The 24,482-nt window shown below is 73.1% G+C and carries 19 protein-coding genes and 2 tRNA genes; 11 read left to right on the top strand and 10 right to left on the bottom strand.

Annotated features, from left to right (window positions below; all coding sequences use genetic code 11):
- Positions 1–62: 62 nt before the first annotated feature.
- Both GMA12_RS01330 and metG read right to left on the bottom strand, forming a co-directional pair.
- The gene (locus tag GMA12_RS01330) at positions 63–1,139 is read right to left on the bottom strand and encodes a 3-isopropylmalate dehydrogenase (protein WP_156266414.1); all 1,077 of its coding nucleotides are present in this window, start codon (positions 1,137–1,139) and stop codon (positions 63–65) included.
- Between the two features lie 77 nt (positions 1,140–1,216).
- Positions 1,217–2,779: a methionine--tRNA ligase gene (gene metG / locus GMA12_RS01325; RefSeq protein WP_162459322.1), complete on the bottom strand. Its 1,563-nt coding sequence runs from the start codon at positions 2,777–2,779 to the stop codon at positions 1,217–1,219.
- A 95-nt stretch (positions 2,780–2,874) separates the two neighbouring features.
- Here metG and GMA12_RS01320 point away from each other — a divergent pair, with 95 nt between their 5' ends.
- Positions 2,875–3,543, top strand: coding sequence for an AIM24 family protein (locus GMA12_RS01320; RefSeq protein WP_162459321.1), 669 nt, complete (start codon positions 2,875–2,877; stop codon positions 3,541–3,543).
- 20 nt (positions 3,544–3,563) lie between these two features.
- Here the strand turns inward: GMA12_RS01320 and GMA12_RS01315 are convergent, their stop codons facing one another.
- The 4 genes from GMA12_RS01315 to GMA12_RS01300 all read right to left on the bottom strand — a co-directional run bounded on the left by GMA12_RS01315 (position 3,564) and on the right by GMA12_RS01300 (position 8,034).
- The gene (locus GMA12_RS01315; protein WP_156266412.1) at positions 3,564–4,361 is read right to left on the bottom strand and encodes a CPBP family intramembrane glutamic endopeptidase; all 798 of its coding nucleotides are present in this window, start codon (positions 4,359–4,361) and stop codon (positions 3,564–3,566) included.
- A gap of 142 nt (positions 4,362–4,503) precedes the next feature.
- A complete protein-coding gene (gene ilvC / locus GMA12_RS01310) occupies positions 4,504–5,529 on the bottom strand; it encodes a ketol-acid reductoisomerase (RefSeq protein ID WP_156266410.1) in 1,026 nt (341 codons plus the stop codon).
- Positions 5,530–5,629: 100 nt separating this feature from the next.
- Complete coding sequence (ilvN, locus tag GMA12_RS01305; protein WP_062734729.1) at positions 5,630–6,139, bottom strand: acetolactate synthase small subunit; 510 nt, start codon at positions 6,137–6,139, stop codon at positions 5,630–5,632.
- A gap of 2 nt (positions 6,140–6,141) precedes the next feature.
- Positions 6,142–8,034 carry an acetolactate synthase large subunit gene (locus GMA12_RS01300; protein ID WP_156266408.1) on the bottom strand — a complete coding sequence of 631 codons (1,893 nt, stop codon included), beginning with the start codon at positions 8,032–8,034 and terminating at the stop codon, positions 6,142–6,144.
- A 573-nt stretch (positions 8,035–8,607) separates the two neighbouring features.
- On the opposite strand from GMA12_RS01300, the gene GMA12_RS01295 reads away from it, so the two are divergent.
- Positions 8,608–8,683, top strand: a tRNA-Lys gene (locus GMA12_RS01295).
- 296 nt (positions 8,684–8,979) lie between these two features.
- Here the strand turns inward: GMA12_RS01295 and GMA12_RS01290 are convergent.
- Complete coding sequence (locus GMA12_RS01290) at positions 8,980–9,531, bottom strand: MarR family winged helix-turn-helix transcriptional regulator (protein ID WP_240898511.1); 552 nt, start codon at positions 9,529–9,531, stop codon at positions 8,980–8,982.
- 215 nt (positions 9,532–9,746) lie between these two features.
- Between GMA12_RS01290 and bcp the strand changes: the two genes are divergently transcribed.
- The 6 genes from bcp (at position 9,747) to GMA12_RS01260 (ending at position 17,683) form a co-directional block, all read left to right on the top strand.
- A complete protein-coding gene (gene bcp, locus GMA12_RS01285) occupies positions 9,747–10,220 on the top strand; it encodes a thioredoxin-dependent thiol peroxidase (protein WP_156266406.1) in 474 nt (157 codons plus the stop codon).
- Between the two features lie 35 nt (positions 10,221–10,255).
- A tRNA-Leu gene (locus GMA12_RS01280) sits at positions 10,256–10,339 on the top strand.
- A gap of 111 nt (positions 10,340–10,450) precedes the next feature.
- Positions 10,451–12,049, top strand: coding sequence for an ABC transporter substrate-binding protein (locus GMA12_RS01275; RefSeq protein ID WP_156266404.1), 1,599 nt, complete (start codon positions 10,451–10,453; stop codon positions 12,047–12,049).
- Positions 12,050–12,167: 118 nt separating this feature from the next.
- Positions 12,168–13,652: a malate:quinone oxidoreductase gene (locus tag GMA12_RS01270; protein ID WP_162459320.1), complete on the top strand. Its 1,485-nt coding sequence runs from the start codon at positions 12,168–12,170 to the stop codon at positions 13,650–13,652.
- A gap of 205 nt (positions 13,653–13,857) precedes the next feature.
- On the top strand, positions 13,858–17,007 hold the full coding sequence (locus tag GMA12_RS01265) for an efflux RND transporter permease subunit (RefSeq protein WP_162459319.1): 3,150 nt from the start codon (positions 13,858–13,860) through the stop codon (positions 17,005–17,007).
- Between the two features lie 241 nt (positions 17,008–17,248).
- Positions 17,249–17,683 carry a MarR family winged helix-turn-helix transcriptional regulator gene (locus GMA12_RS01260; protein ID WP_162459318.1) on the top strand — a complete coding sequence of 145 codons (435 nt, stop codon included), beginning with the start codon at positions 17,249–17,251 and terminating at the stop codon, positions 17,681–17,683.
- Between the two features lie 14 nt (positions 17,684–17,697).
- Here the strand turns inward: GMA12_RS01260 and GMA12_RS19465 are convergent, their stop codons facing one another.
- Positions 17,698–18,528, bottom strand: coding sequence for a transglutaminase-like domain-containing protein (locus GMA12_RS19465; protein ID WP_156266402.1), 831 nt, complete (start codon positions 18,526–18,528; stop codon positions 17,698–17,700).
- Positions 18,529–18,701: 173 nt separating this feature from the next.
- Here GMA12_RS19465 and GMA12_RS01250 point away from each other — a divergent pair, with 173 nt between their 5' ends.
- The 3 genes from GMA12_RS01250 to GMA12_RS01240 all read left to right on the top strand — a co-directional run bounded on the left by GMA12_RS01250 (position 18,702) and on the right by GMA12_RS01240 (position 21,895).
- Positions 18,702–19,790, top strand: coding sequence for a YihY/virulence factor BrkB family protein (locus GMA12_RS01250; RefSeq protein WP_156266400.1), 1,089 nt, complete (start codon positions 18,702–18,704; stop codon positions 19,788–19,790).
- Between the two features lie 201 nt (positions 19,791–19,991).
- Entirely contained in the window at positions 19,992–21,113 is a 1,122-nt protein-coding gene (locus GMA12_RS01245) for an S-(hydroxymethyl)mycothiol dehydrogenase (RefSeq protein WP_156266398.1), read from the top strand.
- Positions 21,110–21,895, top strand: coding sequence for an MBL fold metallo-hydrolase (locus tag GMA12_RS01240; protein WP_156266396.1), 786 nt, complete (start codon positions 21,110–21,112; stop codon positions 21,893–21,895). The genes GMA12_RS01245 and GMA12_RS01240 overlap by 4 nt, the downstream gene beginning before the upstream one ends.
- Before the next feature lie 42 nt (positions 21,896–21,937).
- On the opposite strand, the gene GMA12_RS01235 is transcribed toward GMA12_RS01240, so the two are convergent.
- Entirely contained in the window at positions 21,938–23,245 is a 1,308-nt protein-coding gene (locus GMA12_RS01235) for a hypothetical protein (protein WP_156266394.1), read from the bottom strand.
- 169 nt (positions 23,246–23,414) lie between these two features.
- Positions 23,415–24,479: an MIP/aquaporin family protein gene (locus GMA12_RS01230; protein ID WP_156266392.1), complete on the bottom strand. Its 1,065-nt coding sequence runs from the start codon at positions 24,477–24,479 to the stop codon at positions 23,415–23,417.
- Positions 24,480–24,482 lie beyond the last annotated feature (3 nt).

Here is a 24,482-nt window from a genome sequence, read left to right as displayed (position 1 = left end):
CGCGGGGCGGGCGAATGGTTCGTGCCCCCAGCCTATCCCCGGAGCACGCGGGCGGGAGCGGCTCAGGCCAGCGCGGCGAGCACGCCGTCGCCCACCTGGGCGGTGCTGCGGGCCTCGGTGCCGTGCTCGGCGAGGTCCTGCTGCACGGCGGCCTCGATCCGGGCGGCCTGCTCCGGGAGGCCGAGGTGCTCGAGCATCATGGCGGTCGCCAGGATCGCCGCGACCGGGTTCGCCAGCTGCCGGCCGGCGATGTCCGGCGCGGAGCCGTGCACGGGCTCGAACATCGACGGCGCGGTGCGGTCCGCGTTGATGTTGCCCGCCGGGGCGAGGCCGATGCCACCGGTGACCGCGCCCGCGAGGTCGGTGAGGATGTCGCCGAAGAGGTTGTCGGTGACGATCACGTCGAAGCGCGCCGGGTCGGTGGTGAGGAAGATGGTCGCGGCGTCCACGTGCAGGTAGTCGACCGCGACCTCCGGGAACTCGGCGCCGATCTCCTCGACCAGCCGGGAGTAGAGCCGCCCCGCATGGACCAGGACGTTGTGCTTGTGCACCAGGGTGAGCTTCCGGCGCTCGCGCCGGGCGGCCAGCTCGAAGGCGTAGCGCACCAGCCGGCGCACGCCGTGGGCGGTGTTGAGCGAGACCTCCGTGGCGATCTCGGCGTCCGTGCCGGGGCGCAGCACCCCGCCGTTGCCGGTGTAGGGGCCCTCGGTGCCCTCGCGCACCACCACGAAGTCGATGTCCCCGGGCCGGGCGAGCGGACTGGTGGTGCCCGGGTAGAGCCGGGAGGGGCGCAGGTTCACGTAGTGGTCCAGGGCGAAGCGCATCCGCAGCAGCACGTCCCGCTCGAGGGTCCCGGAGGGCACCCGGCGGTCGCCCGGGGCGGCGCCCACCGCGCCGAAGAGGATGGCGTCGTGGGCGCGCAGCTCCTCCAGCGTCTGATCGGTGAGGGTCTCCCCCGTCGCCAGCCAGTGCTGGGCGCCGAGGCCGAACCGCCGCTTCTCCACGCGCACGCCGGCGGCGGCGGTCACGGCGTCGAGGACCCGCTCCGCCTCGGCCACCACCTCCGGGCCGATGCCGTCGCCGGGCACGACGGCGATCTTCAGGTGGGCGGGGGCTGCTGCGGGAGTCGGCTCGCTCATGCCCTCACCATAGGAGCGCCGGGGCGCGGGCATCCACGTCCCGGACGGACGTCTCACATTCCGGACGGTCCGCCGGGTCAGGCCTGCAGGGCCGCGGGCTCCTCGTAGCGGGGGAACACCGGCGCCGGGGCGGGCAGCGGGGTGCCGGGGACCAGCGGCGTCCCCAGGGCGGTGAAGAGCCGGGCGTCGCCCTCGGCCTGGCCGAGCACGTCGAGCAGCCGGCCGGCCGCCTCCGGCATCACCGGCTGCACGAGCAGCCCCACCGTCCGCACGACCTCGAGGGTCACCCACAGCACCGTGGCCATCCGCTCGGGATCGGTCTTGCGCAGCTTCCACGGCTCCTGCGCCGTGAAGTAGCGGTTGGTCTCGGCGACCACCCGCCAGACGAGCTCCAGGGCCCGGTGGAACTGCTGCTCGTCGAACTCCGCGCGCACCGGATCGTAGAGCCCGGCCGCGGCGTCGAGCATCGCCCGGTCCTCGGCGGTGAGCTCCCCCGGGACCGGGACCCGGCCCTCGCAGTTCTTCGCGACCATCGACAGCGAGCGCTGGGCGAGGTTGCCGAGGTCGTTGGCGAGGTCGGAGTTGATGCGGTTGCGGATCGCGTCGTGCGAGTAGCTGCCGTCCTGGCCGAAGGGCACCTCGCGCAGCAGGAAGAAGCGCAGCTGGTCCAGCCCGTACTCGGCGACCAGGGCGTGCGGGTCGATGACGTTGCCCACGGACTTGGACATCTTCTCGCCCTGGTTGAACAGGAACCCGTGGGCGAAGACCCGGCCGGGCAGGGGCAGCCCGGCGGACATGAGGAACGCCGGCCAGTAGACCGCGTGGAAGCGGGCGATGTCCTTGCCGATCACGTGCGCGTCGGCCGGCCAGTAGCGCCGGAACAGCTCCGAGTCGGTGTCCGGGAAGCCGACCCCGGTGAGGTAGTTGGTCAGCGCGTCCACCCACACGTACATCACGTGGTCCGGGTCGCCGGGCACGGGCACGCCCCAGTCGAAGGTGGTGCGGGAGATCGAGAGGTCCTCCAGGCCCGAGCGCACGAAGGAGGCGACCTCGTTGCGGCGGGTCTCGGGGAACACGAAGCCCTGCTGCTCGTAGAGGGCCAGGAGCCGGTCCTGGTAGGCGGAGAGCCGGAAGAAGTAGGACTCCTCCTCGGTCCAGGTGACCTCCGTGCCGGTGCCGAGCGAGTAGCGCAGCCCGTCCTCGCGCAGCTCGGTCTCGTCCTCGGCGTAGAACGCCTCGTCGCGCACCGAGTACCAGCCGGCGTACTTGCCGAGGTAGATGTCCCCGGCCTCCTCCATGCGCCGCCAGATGGCCGCGGAGGCCGCGTAGTGGTCGGGGTCCGTGGTGCGGATGAAGCGGTCGTAGGAGATGTTCAGCGCGTCGTCCATCTCCCGGAAGCGGGCCGCGTTGCGGTCCGCGAGCTCCCGGGCCGTCAGCCCCTCCTTCTCCGCGGTCTGCTGCATCTTCTGCCCGTGCTCGTCGGTGCCGGTCAGGAAGCGGACGTCGAAGCCGTCCAGCCGCTTGAACCGGGCCATGACGTCGGTCGCGATCACCTCGTAGGCGTGTCCGATGTGCGGGGTGCCGTTGGGGTACGCGATGGCCGTGGTGATGTAGTACGGGGTGCGGTCGGAGGAAGTCACGGTTTCCACTCTACCGACCGCGCGGAGGCTGCGGCGCCCGCCCGCGGGTGCCACGATGGGCGGGACAGCGAGCACCGATCCCACAGGAGGCCACCGTGCGCAGCGAGCTCTTCGCCCAGGACCACTTCGAACGCCAGAGCCAGGAGCGCTGGACCCTGCAGTCCCCGCGGATGCTGCGGGTGGGCCTGGGCCCGGACGTCGTCGCCACGAAGGGGGCCATGATCGCCTACCAGGGGCGGATGGGCTTCCGGCACGAGGGCTCCGGCTCGTTCGGCAAGCTCATGAAGAAGGTGCTGACCAGCGAGGACGCGCCCATGATGCGCGTCTCGGGCGAGGGCGAGGTGTTCTTCGCCCGGCAGGCGCGCAACGTGTTCACCGTGCTGCTGGAGGGCGAGGGCATGACCGTCAGCAGCTCCTCGCTGCTGGCCTTCGACGACACCCTCTCCTGGGACATCCGGCGCGTGGGCGGGGCCGGGCTGATGGCGGGCGGGCTGTTCAACCTGGAGCTCTCCGGCCACGGGGTGCTCGCCCTGTGCTCCGACGGGGCGCCCATGATCCTGGACTGCGCGAGCCAGCCCACCTACGTGGACCCGCAGGCGGCCGTGGCCTGGTCCGCCGGCCTGGTCCCGGGGATCCAGAACGACCTGTCCATGGGCTCCCTGCTGCGCGGCGGCTCCGGCGAGTCCTTCCAGCTGGCCTTCTCCGGCCCCGGCTTCGTCATCGTCCAGCCCTCGGAGGGCGTCCCGCCGGTGCGGCAGGGCTGAGCGGCAGGGCCGAGCGGCCGTCACCGGGGGCGCGGAGCGCCCAGGCGCCCCCGGGTGAGGACGACGACCAGCAGCGCGGCCCCCGCGTAGGTGCCGAGCACCACGAGGTCCACCACGTCCAGCAGCCCGGTGTGCACCGGCTCCGCGGCCAGCAGGACGAGGTGGTCCTGGGCGGGGGTGAAGCTCGCGTGCAGCAGCACGCACAGCAGGACGCTGCCGGTGCGGTTGCGCAGCGGCGTGTAGAAGACGGCCAGGACGAGGGGCACCACGAAGCCCAGGGGGCCGTAGAGCGGCACGTGCCAGACTCCCCACAGCAGGCCCAGCAGCGCCGTGGCGCGCAGCGGTCCCAGCCGCTGCTGCAGGCGAGGCAGCGCGAACCCGCGCCAGCCCGGCTCCTCGAGGCCGCCCCCGAGCACCGCCACGAAGGCGAAGGTCGCCAGGTAGGCGGGCGCCCGGCCGAGGGCCAGGGACCAGTCGATCTCCCGGCCCAGCGCCCCGAGCACCAGGTTGACGACGGCGTACAGCAGCGCGGGCAGCCCCAGCGCCCAGGCCCACCAGCGGGCGGGGACCCGCCACCGCACGATCGCCCGGGCCCAGGGCCGCAGCGGCTCCCCCGCCAGCCAGGTGACCGCCGCCGCCGCCAGGAACGGGCCGAAGCCGCCGAGCACGAGCGTGCCGCCGGCGCCGGCCAGCAGCGGCGCCCAGCAGGCCCAGGACCAGGCGTAGGCCAGGAGGAAGAAGGCGAGCAGCGGGTGGCGGGCCGTCCAGGCGCGCGTCCCGCCGCGGGGCGCAGGTGCGTGCCCGCCGGCCACCGCCATGCGCACCACCCCCGGGATCGACAGGCCCCGCCAGTGCGTCCAGGCTAGCCGCCCCGGGCGCCGGGCAGACGGGAGGGGCCGCGTCCGCCCGGAATGCGTCGAGCGCTCCGGACGGCCGCGGCCCCTCACGGGCTGGCGCGGATCAGCGGGCCGCGGTGCCCTCCACGTAGTCGGCGTCCGGGGAGGTCCAGGCGAAGAGCTTGCGCAGCTCGCGGCCGGTGACCTCGATCGGGTGGGACTCCTCCTTCTCGCGCAGCTTCTTGAACTCGGGGCCGCCCTGGTCCTGGTCCTCGATGAAGCGCTTGGCGAAGGTCCCGTCCTGGATGTCGGCGAGCACGGCCTTCATGTTCTCCTTGACCGCGGGGTTGATCACGCGGGGGCCGGAGACGTAGTCGCCGTACTCGGCGGTGTCGGAGATCGACCAGCGCTGCTTGGCGATGCCGCCCTCCACCATGAGGTCCACGATGAGCTTGAGCTCGTGGAGGACCTCGAAGTAGGCGATCTCCGGCTGGTAGCCGGCCTCGGTGAGGGTCTCGAACCCGTACTGGACGAGGTGGGACATGCCGCCGCACAGCACGGCCTGCTCGCCGAAGAGGTCGGACTCGGTCTCCTCGGTGAAGGTGGTCTTGATGACGCCGGCGCGGGTGCCGCCGATGGCCTTGGCGTAGGACAGGCCCAGCTCGAGGGCCGTGCCGGAGGCGTCCTTCTCGACGGCCACGAGGGCGGGGACGGCGCGGCCGGCCTCGAACTCGCGGCGCACGGTGTGGCCGGGGCCCTTGGGGGCGACCATCACGACGTCGACGCCCTCGGGGGCCTCGATGTAGCCGTAGCGGATGTTGAAGCCGTGGGCGAAGAACAGGGCGTCGCCGTCCTTCAGGTTCGGGGCGATCGACTCGGCGTAGACGTGGCGCTGGACCTGGTCCGGGGTGAGGATCATGATGACGTCGGCTTCCTCGACGGCGTCCGCGACGGTGAGGACGCGCAGCCCCTCGGCCTCGGCCTTCGCGCGGGACTTCGAGCCCTCGGCGAGGCCGATCCGGACGTCCACGCCGGAATCGCGCAGGTTCAGCGCGTGGGCGTGGCCCTGGGAGCCGTAGCCGATGACGGCGACGGAGCGGTCCTGGATGATCGACAGGTCGGCGTCGTCGTCGTAGAAGATCTCTGCCATGGGGGTGTCTCCTTGAAGCATGGATGGGCGCGGCGGAGCCCGCCGCGAGGTGGTTGGGGTGTCTGTGGGCCGGCGCCCGGGGCACCGCCGCCCGGGGGCGTCAGTGGCGCAGGGCGCGGTCGCTCATCGACTTGGGACCACGTCCGAGGGCCAGCGTACCGGCCCGGACGATCTCCCGGACGCCGAACGGCTCCAGGATGTCGAGCAGCGCCCGGAGCTTGTCCGGGGCGCCGGTGGCCTCGATGACGAGCGACTCGGTGGAGACGTCGACAACGGTGGCCCGGAACAGGTCTGCGGCTTGGGTGACCTGCAGACGGGTCGCGGCGTCGGCGCGCACCTTGACCATGATGTGGTCACGCTGCACCGACGAGTCGGTGGTGAGCTCGACGATCTTGATGACGTTGATCAGCTTGTTCAGCTGCTTCGTCACCTGCTCGAGCAGCTCGCCCTCGGCGTCCACCACCACGGTGATGCGGGAGACGCCGTCGAGCTCCGTGGGTCCCACGGCGAGCGAGTCGATGTTGAAGGCGCGGCGGGCGAACAGCCCGGCGACGCGGGTGAGCACGCCGGGCTTGTCCTCGACCAGCACGGAGAGGGTGTGTCGGCTCATGGTCAGTCCTCCTCATCCCAGTCGGGGGTCATGTTGCGGGCGATCTGGATCTGGTCGTTGGACACGCCGGCGGGCACCATCGGCCACACCATCGCGTCCGCGGAGACCACGAAGTCGATCACCACGGGGCGGTCGTTGATCTCGAGGGCCTGGCGGATGACGTCGTCCACGTCCTCGTCCCGGGTGCAGCGCAGGGCGGCGCACCCGTAGGCCTCGGCGAGCTTCACGAAGTCGGGCACCATGATGCTGTCGTGGCCGGTGTTCAGGTCGGTGTTGGAGTACCGGCCGTCGTAGAACAGGGTCTGCCACTGGCGCACCATGCCCAGGGAGGAGTTGTTGATCACGGCCACCTTGATCGGGATGTTGTTGATCGTGCAGGTGGCGAGCTCCTGGTTGGTCATCTGGAAGCAGCCGTCGCCGTCGATCGCCCACACCACGCGGTCCGGCTGGGAGACCTTCGCGCCCATCGCGGCGGGCACGGCGAAGCCCATGGTGCCCAGACCGGCCGAGTTCAGCCACTGGCGGGGTCGCTCGTAGCGCACGAAGTGCGAGCTCCACATCTGGTGCTGGCCCACGCCCGACGCGTAGACGGCCTCGGGGCCGGTCAGGGCGGAGATCCGCTCGATGACGTGCTGCGGGGAGCCCAGCCCGTCGGCGGGCTTCGGGTAGCCGAGCGGATAGGTGGCCTGCAGGCCGCTCAGCGTGGTCCACCACGCGGAGAGGTCCGGCGCGCCGCTGCGCTCGAACTCCTGGCGCACGGCGGCGACCAGGTCCGGGATGATCTCCTTCACGTCGCCCACGATCGGGACATCGGCGGTGCGGTTCTTGGAGATCTCGGCGGGGTCGATGTCGGCGTGGATGATCCGGGCCGTGGGCGCGAAGGTCTCCAGGTGGCCGGTGACCCGGTCGTCGAAGCGCGCCCCCAGCGTCACCAGCAGGTCGGCCTGCTGCATGGCGTAGACGGCCGGGACGGTGCCGTGCATCCCGGGCATCCCGAGGTTCTGCTCGTGGGAGTCGGGGAACACCCCGCGCGCGGTCAGCGTGGTCACCACCGGCGCCCCGGTCAGCTCCGCCAGCTCGGCGAGCTCGGCCGCCGCGCCGGCGCGCATCGTGCCGCCGCCCACGTAGAGCACGGGGCGCTGGGCGGCCGCGACGAGCTTGGCGGCCTCCCGCACCTGCTTGGCGTGCCCGCGGGTCACGGGCCGGTAGCCGGGAAGGTCCATCCGCGGCGGCCAGGAGAACGTCATGGTGTCCTGCTGGGCGTCCTTGGCGATGTCCACGAGCACCGGACCGGGCCGGCCGGTCGACGCGAGGTGGAACGCCTCGGCGAGCACGCGCGGGATGTCCTCGGCCTGCGTCACCAGGTAGGAGTGCTTGGTGATCGGCATCGTCATCCCCACGATGTCGGCCTCCTGGAAGGCGTCGGAGCCGATGACCTTCGACGACACCTGCCCGGTGATGGCGACCATGGGGATGGAGTCCATGTGCGCGTCCGCGATCGCCGTGACGAGGTTCGTCGCCCCGGGGCCGGAGGTCGCGATGCACACGCCCACCCGGCCGGAGGCCAGGGCGTAGCCCTCCGCGGCGTGGCCGGCGCCCTGCTCGTGCCGGACCAGGATGTGGTTGATCTTGTCGGTGTCCATCAGCGGGTCGTAGGTCGGCAGGATGGCGCCGCCGGGCAGGCCGAACACGTCGGTCACCCCGAGCTCCTCCAAGGACCGGATGACGGCCTGGGAGCCGGTCATCCGCATGGGCGGCACGGTGTTGCCGGGCCCGTGGACGGCCGGAGCTGCCGGGACGACGTGCTCGCGGGCTCCCGGAGGCCGGTGGTCGGCGGCGGTGTCCACCCGCTTGGTGGCCATCAGCGCCGGGCTGATCGGCTGTCCCTTGCTCATGTCACTGTCCTTCTGGTGTCGGTGGTTCTGTTCCGATCCCTGCGGTCGCGTCCCCGAGGGCGCCGGGCAAGAAAAAGGGCCCTCGCTGCACCGGGTGGTGCGACAGGGCCCGTGCGCTCGACCGGTCGTCGGCTCAGGCCCCGCGTCCGACGAGGACGCGTACCGTGAGCTTGACGACACCGTGGCTGAGTTGCATGGCTCCATGCTCTGCCGCCCGCCGGGGCGTGTCAATCTTCGGACGGCGCGTCCCACGATGTGAGACAGCGCACGCCACGGTCCTCGCCGCCCGTCCGGGGCGGGCCCTGCCCGACGGCCTGCTGCCTGAGGAGCGGCCGCCGCCCGCGGCGAGCCGGGCCAGGTCCTCGACCGGCACGCGATCGGACCGGGACTGCCGGACAGGCCGGCCGACGGACCCGGTGCGGCCTGGTGCGCCCCAGTGCGCACCGGGCGAAATGGACAAGCCGCGGTGAAGTGGTAGAGTACTTTCTCGTTGCGAGGCGGAGCACGGCGTAAGCCGGGCGGTCCGATTCGGCCCACGGGCCGGGTCGTGCTACTGTTTCTGCCGCAGCACCCGCGCCCCTAGCTCAATTGGCAGAGCAATTGACTCTTAATCAATGGGTTCTCGGTTCGAGTCCGAGGGGGCGCACCACAGCAGAGGCCCTGCCGCGTCAGCACGCGGCAGGGCCTCTCGTCGTTCCCGGGACCGCGCACCGCCCTCGGACCGGACGCCGCCCACCGTCCCGGCCCGGGGCGGCTCCCGCCACCCCCGGACCCGGTCAGGGGCGGGGCGGCCCGGACACGACAGCACCCGGGGCAACGGCTGTGCCCCGGGTGTCCTCGGCCGGACCACGCCCTCGTGGCCCCGCCCGCGCGCGCCAGTGCGGAGGCTGCGGCGTCCGCGTCGCGCCGCTCCCCGGCGGGTGACCGCGGGCGGCAGCGACCGGCTCAGGGCGCGGTGTCGCCCTGGACCACGGTCTCGCGCTCCTCCGCGTCCCCCACCTCGATCTCCGCGGCGGCCGGGGGCGCGCCGGCGGCACCGGCGTCGGTGACGGTCCCGTCGGGCTCCACCCGCAGCTTCCAGCGGGCGCCGCCGAGGGTGGTGATGATGTCGGCCAGGGTGCGGCGCAGGCTCTCGTCGGTGAGCAGGCCGTCCCCGACCAGGTCGTCCTCGAGCTGCGTGGCGGCCTCCAGGATGCGCTGCCCCTCCGGAGTGATCGACACGAGGTGGCTGCGGCGGTCCCGCACGTTCTTGGAGCGGGTGACGTGCCCGTGCAGCTCGAGCCGGTGCAGCGTCTTGCCCATGGTCTGCGCCTGCACCCGGACGCGGTGCGCCAGCTGGGCCTGCGTCATGCTCCCCGCGGTCTGCAGCACGTCGAGGGCCATGACGCCCGCATGGGTGACGCCGAGCGTGGCCAGGCGCTCGTTCCAGGCATGCTCCACGAGACGTGCCGCCGTGGAGAGCAGTCTGTTGGTGGGCCATTGAGTGGTGAAAGGCATGAAAAGCAGTCTACCGACCCGGAACCCGGATTACAGCATCATGCTAAGCAAACTTATGAGCATTTCACGGCGCGTGAACACCAGGACGCCGGAGTGCCCCGGAGAGCTCGCCGGCGGGTCCTCGGCCGACGCCGGTAGTCTTCGTGGTCCGGGCACCGCCTCCGCCGACAGCACAGCACAGCACAGCACAGCACAGCATGATGGAGGAACCGTTCATGGCGGCACGTCTCGAACCCGGCCGGAAGGCCCCCGACTTCACCCTGCCCGACGCGCAGGGCCGGCCCGTCTCGCTCGCCGACCACCGCGGGCGCCGTGTGGTCGTCTACTTCTACCCGAAGGCCTCCACCCCCGGCTGCACCACGCAGGCGTGCGACTTCCGCGACAGCCTGGAGCGCTTCGCCGCGGACGGCTTCGCCGTCGTCGGCATCTCCCCCGACGGCCCGGAGGCGCTGGCCCGGTTCGCCGACGCCGAGTCCCTGACGTTCCCCCTGCTCTCCGACGCCGACCACCGGGTCGCCGAGGCCTACGGGGCCTGGGGCGAGAAGAAGAACTACGGCAAGACCTACGAGGGCCTCGTGCGCTCGACCGTGGTGGTCGGCCCCGAGGGGGACGTGGAGCTCGCGCAGTACAACGTCCGGGCGACGGGACACGTGGCGAAGCTGCGCCGCGACCTCGGACTCGACGCCTGAGGCTAGGATGGGCGGGGGCCCGGACGGGCCCCTCGGCGCGAGTGGTGGAACTGGCAGACACGCAGGATTTAGGTTCCTGTGCCCTGACCGGCGTGCGGGTTCGAGTCCCGCCTCGCGCACCCCACGGCCCCGCCCGGGGCCCGAGCACGACCCGGCCGACGTCGACCAGCACGGCGGCCTCCACGACCACGACCACCCCGCCGGCCGGACCGGCCGGCCCCGAAGGACCCATGGCGCCCAGGCGAGTCCCCCGCACCGCGGCCGCCCTCGCGCTCTGCGCGGGGCTGCTCGCCGTGAGCGCCTGCGCGCCCGGGGACGGATCGCCCGCCCCCACGGCCTCCCGGTCGGTGCCGCAGGCCACGTTCGTCTTCGCCAACGCGGCCCCGGCGCCCACCCTGGACCCGGCGGCGGCCAGCACCGTGGAGACCTCGCGGATCGCCGCCCAGATGCTGGAGGGCCTGGTGCGGGCCGACCCGTCGACGGGCGAGCCCGTGCCGGCGCTGGCCACCTCCTGGGAGCGCTCGGCGGACGGGCGGTCCTACACCTTCGAGCTGCGCGACGGGGTGCGCTTCCACGACGGCACCGCGCTGGACGCGGACGCGGTCTGCGCGAACTTCGAGCGCTGGGAGTCCCTGGCCGCCGCCGGGCAGCGGACCTCCTTCGCCACGGTCTTCCGCGCCGCCGGCGGCGGGTCCCTGTACGCGGGCTGCACCGTGGAGTCGCCCTCCTCCCTGGTGCTGTCCCTGACCGCCGCGCGCACGTCCGTGCTGCGGGCGCTGACGCAGCCGGCCTTCGGCATCGCCTCCCCGGAGGCGCTGGCGGCCGGCACCCAGGAGACCCACCCCGTGGGGACCGGCCCGTTCCGCTACGAGTCCGGGGACGGCAGCGGCGTGGTGCTCCGCGCCGATCCCGACTACTGGGGGGAGCTCGGGGACATCGGCACCCTCGAGTTCCGCACCGTCGCCGAGCCGGAGCTGCGCTACGTGGCGCTGCGCCTGGGCCAGGTGGACGGCTACGACCAGGTGGGCCTGGACTCCTTCGCCCCGCTGGCCCGGGAGGGCGTCCAGGTCTTCCAGCGGGACCCGTACTCGGTCTCCTACCTGGGCATCAACCAGAACGTGCCCCCGCTCGACGACCCGGACGTGCGGGAGGCGATCGCCTCCGCGGTGGACCGGGGCGCGATCGTGCGCGAGCACTATCCCGACGGCACCCGGGTCGCCGACCAGTTCCTCCCGGCCCGCTTCGCGATGGACGGGACGGACCTGCGGGTGCCGTCCTACAACCCGCAGCGGGCGCGGGAGCTGCTCGCGGAGTCCTCCTACGACGGGGAGCCGCTGCGCTTCTACTACCCGCGCCACACCTCCCGCACGTACATGCAGGAGCCCGAGAAGGTCTACGCCGACATCGCGGCGCAGCTGGTCCGGGCGGGGTTCGTGATCGAGCCCGTGCCGGTGGACTGGACGGACGGGTACGCGCAGCAGGTCCAGGACCCGGAGGGCGACCACGCCCTGCACCTGCTGGGCTGGAACGGCGGCTACCGGGATCCCGACTACTTCATGGGGGCGCTCTTCGGCGGCCCCAGCGGCGAGTTCGGGATCGACAACGCCTCGCTGTTCCGGGCGGTCGACCGGGCGGCGGCCCTGCCCGACGGCGAGGAGCGCACCCGCGCCTACGCGTCGATCAACGACCGCCTCTCCCGGCTGCTGCCGGCCGTCCCGCTGGCCCACCCGATCTCCGCCGTGGCCGTCGACGACTCCGTCACGTCCTTCCCGCTGACCTCCACCGGCTACGAGGAGTTCAACCGGGTCCGCCTCGACCCCGCGCGCTGAGCCCGGCCGCCGAGCACGCCCGGTGTCATTCGGGAATCGTCCGGGCGTGGCGTTAGTCTGAGTCCCGACCACTCACCGGCGCAGCGTCAGCGCCGGGCGTTCTACGGGAGCATCGACTGTGACATCACCTCAGGCAACGGAATCGACCGACGTCCTCCTGATCGGGGGCGGCATCATGAGTGCCACCCTCGGCGTGTTCCTCAAGGAGCTCGAGCCGCAGTGGGACATCACGCTGCTCGAGCGCCTGGACCAGGTGGGCGCGGAGAGCTCCAACGTCTGGAACAACGCCGGCACGGGCCACTCCGCCCTGTGCGAGCTCAACTACGCCCCGCAGGCCGCCGACGGCTCGGTGAACCCGGCCAAGTCCCTGAGCATCAACGAGCAGTTCCAGCTCTCCCGCCAGTTCTGGGCCTCCCTCGTGTCCGAGGGCAAGCTGCAGGACCCCCGCACCTTCATCAACCCCGTGCCGCACATGTCCCTGGTCTTCGGCGACGCGCACAGCGACTACCTGCGGCGCCGCTACGAGGCCCTGAAGCCGAACAAGCTCTTCGAGCGCATGGAGCACACCGAGGACCGCGACAGGATCGCCGGGTGGGCGCCCCTGACCATGCACGGCCGGGGTGCCGGACGGGTGGCCGCCTCCTGGTCCCCGGAGGGCACCGACGTCGACTTCGGCGAGCTGACCCGGCAGCAGGTCGCGCACCTGCAGTCCCGGGGCGGCGAGGTCCGCTACGGCCAGCAGGTCGTGGACCTCGACCGGCAGAGCGACGGCACGTGGGTGGCCGAGGTGAAGAACCGGCTCAACGCCGAGGGCCACCGCCTCATCCGGGCCAAGTTCGTCTTCGTGGGCGCCGGCGGCGGCGCCCTGCCCCTGCTCCAGAAGTCCGGCATCCGCGAGGCCAAGGGCTACGGCGGGTTCCCGGTCTCCGGCCTGTGGCTGCGCAACACCGACGAGAACGTGGCCTCCCAGCACAATGCCAAGGTCTACGGCCAGGCCTCCGTGGGGGCGCCGCCCATGTCCGTGCCGCACCTGGACACCCGGTACGAGCACGGCCGGCGCGCCCTGCTCTTCGGCCCCTACGGCGGCTTCAAGCCGAACTTCCTCAAGCAGGGCTCGTTCCTCGACCTGCCGCTGTCCGTGCGCCCGCACAACCTCTACCCCATGACCCGCGCCGGCCTGGCGAACCTGGACCTCGTGAAGTACCTGCTGAGCGAGCTGGCCAAGACCAAGGGGCAGCGGGTCGAGGCCCTGCAGCAGTTCTACCCGACCGCCGACGGCTCCCAGTGGGAGCTCGTCGAGGCCGGCCAGCGCGTGCAGGTGATGAAGCGGGACAAGGAGAAGGGCGGCGTGCTGCAGTTCGGCACCGAGCTCATCGCCTCCGCCGACGGCTCCATCGCCGGTCTGCTCGGGGCGTCCCCGGGGGCCTCCACGGCCGTGCCCATCATGCTCAACCTGCTGGCCAAGTCCTTCCCGGGGCGGATCTCCGGGTGGGAGGGCCGCCTGAAGGAGCTCATCCCCTCCTACGGCGTCACCCTCAACGACCACCCGCAGCTCGCGGACGAGGTCATGGGCCGCACCGCCCAGGTGCTCGGCATCAACTGACCCGCGCCCGCGCGGCACGCACGCCACGGGCCCCGGACCGTCGGTCCGGGGCCCGTGGCGTGCCCGGGACCGTCCGGTGCCCGGGACCGTCGGGTGCCCGGCACGGGCGGTCCCGGCGACCTGTCGGATTCCGGCGGTACGCTGAGGAGCGCCCGCTCCCGGCCACCCCGGAGCGCCGTCGACCGTCCCTCCCCTAGGAGCACGCGTGTTTCTGCTCGCCCGCGCCTCAATGGCCAACCGCGCCCTGATCGTGCTCATCACGGTCTTCGTGGCCGTCTTCGGCGTGCTCAGCATGCGCTCCATGAAGCAGGAGCTCATCCCCTCCCTGGAGATCCCCGTGATCAGCGTGGTCTCGGTGATGCCGGGATCCTCCGCAGAGGTGGTCGACGAGCAGGTGGGCCGGCCGCTGGAGCGGGCCCTGAACATCGTGGAGGGCCTGGAGAGCTCCACGTCCACCTCGCGCGGCGGGCTGTCCGAGATCCAGCTCGGCTTCGAGTACGGCACCGACCTGGACCGCGCCCGCAACCAGGTGGAGCGGGCGGTGTCCAACGTCGAGGCGCAGCTGCCGGAGGACGTCGAGCCCACGGCCTTCGCCGGGTCCGTCGCGGACTTCCCCATCGTCTTCCTCGCCGTGTCCTCCGACGAGGAGCTCAGCTCCCTGGCCGCGGACCTGGAGCGGCTCACGGTCCCGGACATCCAGAAGATCGAGGGCGTGCGCTCGGCCGAGGTCAGCGGCGCCCCGGAGCAGGTCGTGTCCGTCCTGCCGGACCAGGCGGAGCTCGTCCGCGCCGGGGCCACCCCCGCCGACCTCCGCACCGCGCTGGAGGAGAGCGGCGGGCTCGTGCCGGTGGGCACGGTCGAGGACGGCGCCACGAGCGTCCCCGTCCAGGCCGGCTCCCCGCTGGACTCCCTCGAAGCCGTGCGCAACGTCCCCCTGCCCCGCTCCGAGGACGCGCCCGCGGCCGCCGGGACGACCACCATCGGCGAGGTGGCCACCGTGCAGCTCGCCGACCAGGAGCAGACCTCGATCACCCGCACCAACGGTGAGCCGACCCTCGCCGTGTCCGTCACGAAGACCCCGGACGGGGACACCGTGGGGATCTCGCGGGCCGTGGAGGAGATGGTCCCCGAGCTCGAGGAGGACCTGGGCAACGGCGCGCGGATCACCACCGTCTTCGACCAGGCGCCCTACATCGAGCAGTCCATCGAGGACCTCACCGTGGAGGGCCTGCTGGGCCTGGCCTTCGCCGTCCTCGTCATCCTCGTGTTCCTGGCCTCCCTGCGCTCGACCCTGGTCACGGCGATCTCCATCCCGCTGTCCCTGCTGGCCACGTTCATCGGCATCAGCGCCCTGGGCTACTCGCTCAACCTCCTGACGCTCGCCGCGATCACGCTGTCCGTGGGACGCGTGGTGGACGACTCCATCGTGGTGATCGAGAACATCAAGCGCCACTACGGGACGGTGGACCTGCGCACCGACCCCGCCAACGCGAAGCGCCGGGCCATCCTCACCGCCGTGCGCGAGGTCGCCGGGGCGATCACCGCCTCGACGCTGATCACCGTGGCGGTGTTCGTGCCGATCGCCTTCGTGGGCGACGTGACCGGCGAGCTGTTCCGGCCGTTCGCGCTCACCACGACCATCGCCCTGCTGTCCTCCCTGGTGGTGTCCCTGACGATCGTGCCGGTCCTGGCGTACTGGTTCCTGCGCGATCCGCGCCTGGCCCGGCGCCGCTCCCGCACGGCCCCTGCCCGGACGGCCCCCTGGTCCTCCGCCGGCGCCGAGGCGCCGACCCGTCTCGCCCGCGGCTACCTCCCGGTGCTGCGCGGCACCCAGCGGCACCCGTGGGCGACGCTCGGGGTCAGTGTGCTGGTCCTCGCCGGCACGGCCGCCCTGCTGCCCGTGCTGCCCACGAACCTGCTCGGGGACACGGGACAGAACACGATGACGGTCGAGCAGGACCTCCCGGCCGGGACCGCCCTGGCCGTGACCTCCGAGCAGGCGTCCCGCGCCGAGGAGGTGCTCTCCTCGACCGAGGGCATCGAGGACGTCCAGGTCACCATGGGCACCGGCGGCGGCTTCTCCGCGTTCATGCCCGGCAGCGGCAGCAACAGCGCCACCTTCTCCGTCACGACGGACGCCGAGGTCGACCAGCAGCAGCTGCGCCGCACCGTGGGCGAGGAGCTCGACGCCCTGGACGGCGCCGGCGACTTCTCCGTGCAGGGCGCCCAGGGGTTCACCAGCAGCGACGTGGAGATCACCGTCAGCGCCCCGGACCAGGACACGCTGGCCGCGGCCGACGACGCCGTCGTGGAGGCCATGCGCGGCATCGACTCCGCCGGGCAGGTGACGAGCAACCTGGCCGCGACCCAGCCCACCGTGGTCGTGACGGTCGACCGGGCCGCCGCCGCCGAGCGCGGGCTGACCGAGGAGCAGGTCACCGGGGCGCTGGCCGGAACGGTCAACCCCGTCCCGGCCGGGTCCATCGACCTGGACGCCGACTCCGTGGCCGTGACCATCGGCGAGGGCCGCGCCGTGGAGGACGTCGAGGCCCTGCGCGCCCTGCCGGTGCCCACGGCCGGCGGGGTGGCTCGCCTCGACGACCTGGCCGAGGTCGAGGAGACCCTCACCGTCGAGACCATCACCTCGAGCCGTGACCAGCGCACCGCGACCGTGGCCGTCACCCCGGCGGGTGCCGACCTCGGCGCCACGAGCGCCGCGGTCCAGGAGGCCCTCGCCGGGCTCGACCTCCCGCAGGGCGCGGCGGCCGAGCTCGGCGGGGCCGCCACCGAGCAGCAGACGACCTTCCGCCAGCTGGGCCTCGCGGTGCTCGCGGCCATCGCCATCGTCTACGTGATCCTCGTGGCGACGTTCAAGTCCCTGGTCCAGCCCCTGATCCTGCTGGTCTCGATCCCCTTCGCGGCCACGGGCGCGGTGCTCGCGCTGCTCGCCTCCGCGGTGCCCCTGGGCCTGGCCTCGCTGGTGGGCGTGCTCATGCTGGTGGGGATCGTGGTGACCAACGCGGTCGTGCTGATCGACCTCATCAACCAGTACCGGGGGCGGGAGCACGGCATGGCGCTGGAGGACGCCATCGAGCGGGGCGCGACCCGCCGCCTGCGCCCCATCGTGATGACCGCGCTGGCCACCATCCTGGCGATGACGCCCATGGCGCTCGGGGTCACGGGTCGGGGAAGCTTCATCTCCCAGCCCCTGGCCGTGGTGGTCATCGGCGGGCTCATCTCCTCGACCCTGCTGACCCTGGTGCTCGTCCCGGTGCTCTACCGGCTCGTGGAGGCCCGCAAGGAGGAGCGCCACCGGCGCCGGGAGGAGCGGATCGCGGCGCTGACCGGCGCATGACACCTGCGCTCTTTCGTGGACATTTGCGTTTGGGAATACCGGTGTCCGCACACAGCCAGCACGGCCGCCCGCGGAGGCCGCCACGCCATCGTCCCTGGTCACGGCGGACGAGGCGGGCGGTCCCCGGGTGGGCTCCGCCCGGCCCCGGCAGGGGGACCCCCGAAAGGGGGACACTCCCGCCCGGTCCGGCCATGTAACCCGGTCGTAGCATTAACGTGTGCCCCGCAGAGAAACAGACCGTGTGCAGAACAGCGCCGACGCCTGGGAGGCCCTCTTCAGGGCCCAGGTGACGGTCATGCGGCGCCTCCAGCGCCAACCCGAGTTCGCGGAGCTCTCGGCCCGCGAGTACGACGTCCTGTTCAACCTGTCGCGCTCCGACGAGTCGGGGATGCGGCTCAACGAGCTCAACGAGTACGTGCTGCTCACCCAGTCCAGCCTCAGCCGGATGCTCGAACGCCTGGAGCTCAAGGGGCTGGTGCACCGGTGGCAGGACCCCCAGGACCTGCGGGGCCTGCGGATCCGGCTGACGGACACGGGCCGGGCCATGCAGGCGCAGATCGCCGAGCAGTTCCGGGTGCACGTGCACGAGCTGATGTCCGCCGGGCTCGACCCGGAGGAGCTGCGCATCCTCACCCGGCTGGCCGACCGCCTGCGGGAGGCCGTCAACTCCCTCTGAGCGGGCCGGCCCGCTCAGGCGGGCAGCGGGAGGACGACCCGGGCCCCGGGGTCCTCGGGCGCGCCGGCGGTGGACTCCGCCGCGATCCGCATCTCCCCCAGCGCGATCCGCCCCTGCAGGGTGGTCAGGAACGCGGTCTCCGAGGCGTCGGCGCCGGTGGCGATCCGCACGAACTGCGACCGGGGAGCCAGTCCGGTGGCGTCCAGGGTGTACCATGCGCCGTCGTGCCACGCCTCGACCACGGCGTGGAAGTCCATGGGGGACAGCCCGGGAGCGTAGACGGACACCAGCCGCGCCGGCACCCCGAGGGACCGCAGCAGGGTGATGAGCAGGTGGGCGTAGTCGCGGCAGACGCCCTGGCGGGTCAGGTACGTGTGCACGGCGGTGTCCGTGGCCGTCGAGGAGCCCGCCACGTACTCCAGGTTCTCGTGCACCCAGTCCCGCACCCGCTGCAGCGTCGCGTAGCCACCGCCGCGGGCCCCCGGGAACAGGGCGTCGGCGGTGCCGGTCATCTCGTCGGACGGGCAGAAGCGGCTCGGGCGGGTGTAGCGGACCACGTCCACGGACTCCGCGGCCGGCGGCGGGCCGCCGGCGCCGTCCAGGACCAGCTCGTAGGAGACGGTGCACTGCGTCCCGCCCGGCACGCGGGCCAGGTGCAGCCGGGTGCCGTGCAGGTCCTCGGCCGGCTCCAGGGGCAGGGGCTCGCCGTCCACGCGCAGCCGCAGGCGCTCCCCGGGGTGCGGGCCGCCGCCCAGGCGGGCGGCGGCGAGCGAGAACACCGCCAGGTGATCGGTCTCGGCCGCGAAGTCGACCTCCGCGGAGACGGTGCGCCGGGTGGTGGGCACGATGGGCCTCCTGATCAGGTGGGATGTCGGCCGGACCCGCGGCCCGCCCGGACCATTGTCGCCCACGACACCGATCATCAGTACACTGATGCACGAGACCTCCCCCACACGCCCCCGCCGCCGGACGGAGCCCAGGCACCGCGCCCGGGGGCCACGACCGAAGGACGTGCACGATGGCACAGGACACGACCCAGGACAGCCGGTCCAAGGAGCAGACGGCGCCCGACCCCGAGGACCCGCGCAAGCCGGACAGCCCGACCGAGATCACCAAGCCCGCATGGGGCTACGTCTTCAAGCGCGCCCTCTCGGAGTTCTCCAAGGACGACTGCACCGACCTCGCCGCGTCGCTGACGTACTTCGCGGTGCTCTCCCTCTTCCCCGCCCTGCTCGCACTCGTCTCCCTGCTCGGGGTGTTCGGCCAGGGCGAGGCGACCACGAACGCCATCACCACCTGGCTCGGCCAGTACGCCCCGGCGGAGGTGACCGATCTGCTCGCCGGGCCGATCAACAACCTGACCACGCAGACCGGCGCCGGGCTCGCCCTGATCACCGGTATCCTCGGCGCCCTGTGGACCGCCTCCGGCTACACCGGGGCCTTCGGCCGGGCGCTGAACCGGATCTACGAGGTGGAGGAGGGCCGCCCCGTCTGGAAGCTGCGGCCCATGAACATCGTCGTCACCCTGACCCTGGTGATCATCGTGGCCGTCATCCTCGTGGCGCTGGTCATCTCCGGCGACATCGCCCGGGCCGTGGGCGACCTGGTCGGGCTCGGCGAGACCGCCGTGACGGTGTGGAACATCGCCAAGTGGCCGGCCGTCGTCGCCCTGGCGGTCCTGCTGCTGGCCGTGCTCTACTACTTCACGCCGAACGTGGAGCAGCCGAAGTTCCGCTGGATCAGCCTCGGCTCGCTGGTGGCGCTGGTCATCGCCGCCGTCGCCGTGGCCGCGTTCTCCTTCTACGTCAGCAACTTCTCCTCCTACAACGCGACCTACGGCATCATCGGCTCGGTCATCGCCCTGCTGCTCGGGCTGTGGATCGTCAACAACGTGCTGCTGCTGGGCGCGGAGATCGACGCCGAGGTGGAGCGCGGCCGCCAGCTCCAGGGCGGGATCAAGGCCGAGGAGACCATCCAGCTCCCGCCCCGAGACACCCGCCAGGTCGCGAAGAAGGAGAAGAAGGAGGAGAAGCTCGTCGACCAGGGCCGCAAGCTGCGCCTGGAGCACGAGCACCTGGACTACTCCTCCGACCGCTCCACCTCCTGATCCGGCAGACCGCACCGCGGAGCTCCTAGGGCTCCGCGGACTCCGCAGCGGCGGCACCGTGGCTCGACACCACGGGGTCGCCGCTGCGGCGTTCCCGGGGCCGCACCGCGGCCCCGGTGCGCCCGGGGCGTCCTTCCCTAGACTGGGGAGCAGGGTTCCGGACCGGAACCGCCACGTCGTCCGCAGAAAGGACCATTCCCCATGCACGAGGTCAGAGGAGTCGTCGTCAAGGCGAAGAACGAGCCGGCCACCCTGGAGACGATCCTGGTGCCGGACCCGGGGCCCGGGGAGGCACTGGTGGACGTGCTCACCTGCGGGGTGTGCCAGACGGACCTGCACTACAAGGTCGGCGCGGTGGGCGAGGACTTCCCCTACCTGCTGGGCCACGAGGCCTCCGGGATCGTCTCCGCGGTCGGGGAGGGGGTCACCGAGGTCGCCGTGGGCGATGCCGTGATCCTGAACTGGCGGGCGGTGTGCGGACAGTGCCGCGCCTGCAAGAAGGGCCAGCCCTGGTACTGCTTCAACACCCACAACGCCGTCCAGAAGATGACCCTGGCCGACGGCACCGAGCTCTCCCCCGCCCTGGGCATCGGCGCGTTCGCCGAGAAGACCCTGGTCGCGGCCGGGCAGTGCACCAAGATCGAGGCCGAGCTCGCACCCCACCAGTACGCCGCGGTCGGCCTGCTCGGCTGCGGGGTGATGGCCGGCATCGGCGCGGTGCTCAACACCGCCGCCGTCCAGCGCGGGGAGTCCGTGGCCGTGATCGGCTGCGGCGGGGTCGGCACCGCGGCGGTCGCCGGGGCCGCCCTGGCCGGGGCGACCACGATCATCGCCGTGGACCTCGACGACGAGAAGCTCGCCCAGGCCCGGTCCTTCGGGGCCACCCACACCGTCAACTCCCGCACCCAGGACCCGGTGGAGGCCGTCAAGGCGCTCACGGGCGGGTTCGGCGCCGACGTGGTGATCGACGCGGTGGGCATCGCCCCGACCTTCAAGCAGGCGTTCGAGGCCCGCGACCTGGCCGGCCGCATGGTGCTGGTCGGGGTCCCCGATCCCGGGACGACCTGGGAGATCCCGTTGGACCAGGTGTTCGGGCGCGGCGGGTCCATCAAGTCCGCCTGGTACGGGGACACCCTCCCCTCCCGGGACTTCCCGATGCTGGTGGACCAGTACCGGGCCGGCCGGCTGGACCTGGACGGGTTCGTCACCGAGCGGATCGGCATCGACCAGGTGGAGCCGGCCTTCGAGAAGATGACCGCCGGCAAGGTCCTGCGCTCCGTCGTCGAGATCGCCCCGGCCCCGGGCACGGAGGCCACCCGATGAGCGCCCCCGGCCCCACTCCCGGCTCCGCGTCCGGAGCGTCCGCGCCCGATCCGGCCGCCCCGGCCGTCGACGGCGACGCCCTGCCCGACACCGGGCGCGCGCACCCCGACGACTCCGGTGCGGTGCCCGCACGCCCCGCCGCCGGGCAGGCGCGGGTGGAGCGGCTGGTCACCGCCGGCACGTTCTCCCTGGACGGCGGCACCTGGGAGGTGGAGAACAACGTGTGGATCGTCGGCGACGACGACGCGTGCGTGGTGATCGACCCCGCCCACGACCCGCAGAAGGTCGTGGAGGCCGTGGCCGGGCGACGGGTCGTCGCCATCCTGCTCACGCACGCCCACGACGACCACATCCGGGCCGTGAAGGAGGTCGCCGGACAGGTGGGGGCGGACATCCACCTGCACCCGGACGACACCGTGCTGTGGGAGCAGGTCTACCCGCACACCGCCTTCGACGCCGAGCTCGCCGACGGACAGGAGTTCGCCGTCGGCGGCGTGACCCTGACGGTGCTGCACACCCCCGGGCACTCCCCCGGCTCGGTGTGCTTCTCCGCCCCGGCGCTGGACGGGTCCGGTGTCCTCTTCTCCGGGGACACCCTGTTCCAGGGCGGGCCCGGGGCCACCGGGCGCTCCTACAGCGACTTCGACACGATCATCGGCTCGATCCGCGAGCGGCTGCTCACCCTCCCGCCGGAGACCCAGGTGCTGACCGGGCACGGGGATCCCACCACGATCGGGGCCGAGGCCCCGCACCTGCAGGAGTGGATCGACCGCGGCCACTGAGCCGCCCGTTCCGCCGGGCCCGGTGGCCGGGCCCGGCGGGACTCACGCGTCGTCGAGGAGGGTGCGCCGCCACCGGTGGACGAAGCCCAGGGCCCCGGCGAGCAACAGGGCCGCGGAGCCGACGGGCACCAGGGCCGCGGTGCGGTAGCCCCAGGTCTCCCCGAGCCACCCGGAGAGCACGAGTCCCACGGTCAGCCCCACGCTCATCGCCGCGGTCATCACCGTGGTGAGGGCCGTGACCCGCGAGCTCGGCGCCACGAGCCGGGCGAGCTCGTAGACGGCCACCAGGCACGGACCGGTGGTCAGTCCGGCCAGCGCCAGGGCGAGCACCATGCCCACGGAGTCGTCCGGGACCGTCAGCAGCATCGAGGCCAAAACCGCTCCCGACGCCGCCCCCACCCAGCGGTTCCACAGCCGCAGCTCCTCCGTGCGGGCGGAGGCGAACACCGCCGCGACGGCCGAGGTCAGCCCCGTGACCGCGTACAGCCAGGCCACCGAGATCACCGCGTCCACGGAGATCGCGAAGACGACGACGGAGCCCAGGATCGATCCCAGCAGGGCGCCCAGCGCCCCCATGCCCGCCACCGGGAGCAGGCGCAGCTGCGCGGTCCGGCGGCGCCGGAGCCGGGCCGCCCGGGTGAGCCCGGCGGCGGCCGGGGCGCGGAAGCGGATGAGCCGACGCGGCAGCCGCGCCGAGCAGTGCAGGAGGAACACGGTGGTGCCGGCCAGGGTGAGGGCCGCCGAGAGCGCCAGCACGGCGGCCGGCCCGAGCGTCACGGCCACGAGCCCGGTGACCACGGCGGCCAGGACGGTCGCCAGGGAGTCCATCACGCTCTCGTGGCGCAGCGCCGTGTCGAAGAGGTCCTGCCGGTCGTCCCGGCCGAGCAGCGACCACCAGCGCAGCCGGCAGACCACACCCATCTGCGGCAGGACCAGCCCGGCGAGCAGGCACGGCAGGACCAGCCGGACGGGGTTGGGATCGGGGGCGGCGGAGGCCCCCGGCAGCAGCCGGACCAGCCACCAGACCGCCACCGGGTTCGCCAGCGTGAGCAGGACGAGGCCGAGCTGGCGCCCCCGCCAGGAGGCGGCCGCCCCCATGGCCAGCCCGCACACGGCCGAGCCGAGGGTCACGGCCCCGGCGCACAGCGTGCCGAGGGCCGGCGACCCGGAGATCAGGGCCACCGTGGTGAGCACGCCCAGCGGCACCATGGTCTGGGGCAGGCGCACCAGCAGGGTCAGCACCGGGTAGAGCGCGCCGCTGACGGCGGCGAGCTCGCGGGAGTCGGCCAGCGGCGAACGGCTGGCCATGCTGATCCCGCCGAGCGGTTCGGGGGCGCGCGTGCTGCTCACGAGGGTGGTCCCGTTCCTTCCGGTGGGGGCCGGGGCACGCACCAGCCTAGCCACGGCCCCGGTCGATGACGGAAAGCGTCGGCCCCGCGGGCCGCTCCCGGCGTCCCCCGGCGCGGGCCGGGGGACGCCGGGAGCGGCCCGCGCCGGGGCGGCCGGCCGCGTCCGCGGCTCAGGCCGAGGGGTCCCGGTGAGCTCCCCGGCGGGCGGGATCCGCGGAGGGGTCCTGCACGGTGCCGTCCTGCACGGTGTCGTCATGCACGGTGCCGGCGTGAACGGTGCCGGCGTGGGCGGCGGTGTCCGCCGCCGTGCCGGCCCGCGGGCGCCGGAGGCCGGCCGCGCGGTGGGCGAGCCCGGCCACGAGGCCGCCGAGCAGGGGCGCCACCCAGAAGAGCCACAGCTGCCCGAGGTGGGACGAGCCCGCGACCACGGCGGCGCCGGTGGAGCGGGCGGGGTTCAGCGAGCCGCCGTCGAACGGGGCGGTGACCGTCAGCAGGAAGGCCAGCGCCGCGGCCATCGCGACCGGGGCCAGCACGGCGTTGGCCCGGGGCGCGGTGGAGCCGAGCACCACGAGGGCGAGCAGGGCGGTGGCGACGAACTCGACCAGCAGGACCGTGGTCCATCCCGCCTGCGAGGCGGAGTTCGCCCCGAAGCCGTTGGAGATCCCCCCGATCACCTGGGCGGTGGTGGCGGAGTCCAGCAGGGTCATCAGCACCGCCCACAGCACGCCGGCGGCGGTCAGGGCGCCCAGCACCTGGGCCACCACGTAGCCGATCGCGGAGCCCGGAGCGGTCCGGCCCGCGACCACGGCGGCCAGCGTCACAGCCGGGTTGAAGTGGCCGCCGGAGACGTGCCCGAAGGCCACGACCGCGGCGAGCAGGCCGAGGCCGAAGCCCAGCGCGGAGTCGATGACCTCGGTGGCGAACATGCCGGTGCCCAGCCCGGCGAAGACGAGCAGCGCCGTGCCCGCGAACTCCGCGGCCCAACGCGCCGGGGCGGAGGGGTCGTCCTGCCCGGTGGCCGGTGCCGGGTCCTTGCGCGCGGCCGCGGGCACCGGGGCCGCGAGGCCGGTGGGCTCGGAGTCGCGCCGGCCGGCGAGGACGGCGGCGTCGGCGCGGTCCTCGGGACCGGCTCCCGGGCGGGAGCCGGGGAGGGTGCCTGTGGAAGCGCCTGTGCTGCCGTGGGCGGGTTCCTCGGCGCCGGGGCGCACGGCGCTCGTGCGGACGTTCTCGGTCATCGG

It is taken from the genome of Kocuria sediminis (assembly GCF_009735315.1).
In the GTDB taxonomy this organism is placed as follows: Bacteria; Actinomycetota; Actinomycetes; order Actinomycetales; family Micrococcaceae; genus Kocuria; species Kocuria turfanensis.
Note: the sequence above shows the minus strand (reverse complement) of the source record. Positions and strands in the feature narration are given on the sequence as shown.

Excerpts from the sequence above, each read along its gene's own strand:
- GMA12_RS01250 (WP_156266400.1), top strand. The coding sequence starts at position 18,702 with ATGGCACAGGACACGACCCAGGACAGCCGGTCCAAGGAGCAGACGGCG.
- ilvN (WP_062734729.1), bottom strand. The coding sequence starts at position 6,139 with ATGAGCCGACACACCCTCTCCGTGCTGGTCGAGGACAAGCCCGGCGTG.
- ilvC (WP_156266410.1), bottom strand. The coding sequence starts at position 5,529 with ATGGCAGAGATCTTCTACGACGACGACGCCGACCTGTCGATCATCCAG.
- GMA12_RS01230 (WP_156266392.1), bottom strand. The coding sequence starts at position 24,479 with ATGACCGAGAACGTCCGCACGAGCGCCGTGCGCCCCGGCGCCGAGGAA.
- GMA12_RS01240 (WP_156266396.1), top strand. The coding sequence starts at position 21,110 with ATGAGCGCCCCCGGCCCCACTCCCGGCTCCGCGTCCGGAGCGTCCGCG.
- GMA12_RS01275 (WP_156266404.1), top strand. The coding sequence starts at position 10,451 with ATGGCGCCCAGGCGAGTCCCCCGCACCGCGGCCGCCCTCGCGCTCTGC.
- GMA12_RS01245 (WP_156266398.1), top strand. The coding sequence starts at position 19,992 with ATGCACGAGGTCAGAGGAGTCGTCGTCAAGGCGAAGAACGAGCCGGCC.
- GMA12_RS01290 (WP_240898511.1), bottom strand. The coding sequence starts at position 9,531 with ATGCCTTTCACCACTCAATGGCCCACCAACAGACTGCTCTCCACGGCG.
- GMA12_RS01315 (WP_156266412.1), bottom strand. The coding sequence starts at position 4,361 with ATGGCGGTGGCCGGCGGGCACGCACCTGCGCCCCGCGGCGGGACGCGC.
- bcp (WP_156266406.1), top strand. The coding sequence starts at position 9,747 with ATGGCGGCACGTCTCGAACCCGGCCGGAAGGCCCCCGACTTCACCCTG.
- GMA12_RS01300 (WP_156266408.1), bottom strand. The coding sequence starts at position 8,034 with ATGAGCAAGGGACAGCCGATCAGCCCGGCGCTGATGGCCACCAAGCGG.
- GMA12_RS01330 (WP_156266414.1), bottom strand. The coding sequence starts at position 1,139 with ATGAGCGAGCCGACTCCCGCAGCAGCCCCCGCCCACCTGAAGATCGCC.